The sequence below is a fragment of the Cellulosimicrobium sp. SL-1 genome (assembly GCF_011033075.1).
GTDB lineage: Bacteria > Actinomycetota > Actinomycetes > Actinomycetales > Cellulomonadaceae > Cellulosimicrobium > Cellulosimicrobium funkei.
On sequence record NZ_JAACJC010000019.1, the window covers coordinates 1 to 1,151 of the forward strand.

1 protein-coding gene and 1 pseudogene are annotated in these 1,151 nt (G+C 72.1%); both read right to left on the reverse strand.

The annotated features are described in order from the left end of the window. Nucleotides 1-874, reverse strand: an 874-nt coding sequence (locus GWJ10_RS19520) for a methyl-accepting chemotaxis protein (RefSeq protein WP_163188959.1), incomplete at its 3' end; no start/stop codon positions are given. Nucleotides 875-921: 47 nt separating this feature from the next. Next, nucleotides 922-1,151: pseudogene (locus tag GWJ10_RS19525) on the reverse strand (methyl-accepting chemotaxis protein); the annotation flags it as partial.

Here is a 1,151-nt window from a genome sequence, read left to right on the forward strand (position 1 = left end):
CCGCCGCAGACAGCTGCTCCGTCGCCGCAGCCACCGCCTCCGACGTCCCCGCCACCTCCGCGATGATCCCCCGCAAGTTCTCCTGCGCACTCGTCAACGCCGCAGCCATCTGCCCCAGCTCGTCACGACCCACCACCTGCGCCCGCACGGTGAGGTCGCCGTCTCCCAGCGCCGTCAGGCTCCTCGACACCGCACCGATCCGGACGGCGATGCCGCGCGCCACGACGTAGGACAGCGCGGTCGCCGCGAGGGCGCCGAGCACCGCGACGAGGATCGTGGCGAGCAGCGCCCGTGCCGCGAGCGTGTCCGTCTCCTCGGCGAGCTCCGCCGCCTGCTCGCCCTGGGACACCGTCTCGACCTGCATCGCGTCCAGGACCCCCGTCGTCAGGGGGCGGACGGTGTCGTCGAAGTACGCGGCGAAGCCCGCGGTGTCACCCGCGTCCGCAACCGGGAACAGCTCGCCCTCGGCCGCCGCGTAGTACGCGTCCAGGGCGGCGACGAGCGCGTCGACGTCGGTCTGGCTCACCGCGTTCGGACGGTACGCCTCGATCTGGGCCTCCAGGTCGACCTTGCGCTCCACCAGCTCGTCGAGGAGGCTCGCCCGGGTCTCCGCGTCCGCGATCCCGTACTGGACCACGCGGGCGCGGTCACCCTGGAAGGCGCGCTGGATCTCCGTGAGCTGCTGCAGCGGCGTGACGTTGCCGCGGTACATCTCGTCGGCGTCCGAGCGCAGCTGGCGCATCGAGACGAGCGCGACGGCCGTGATGACGGCGGTCACCACCACCATCACGAGGACCGACGTGAGGATCTTGACGAGGACGGGGCGGTCCCCCCACAGGCGTCGAGGCGCGTCCTGCTGCTGGTTCGTGGTCATCGTGGTCGTCTCTCTGCGTGGGTGCGTGGGTACGTGGGTGTCAGGGGTCAGTAGGTGAACCGCGAGGCGCGGCCGCGCAGCTCGGCGGCCATGCGCGCGAGCTCGGCGATCGACCCGTTCATCTGCTCGACGGCCTGGGCCGTCGACGAGGCGCCGGCGGCGATGCCGGTGATGTTGCCCGCGATCTCGCTCGACCCCGTCGCCGCCTCCTGCACCCCGCGCGACATCTCGTTCGTCGTCGCCGTCTGCTCCTCCACCGCCGACGCGATCGTCAGCT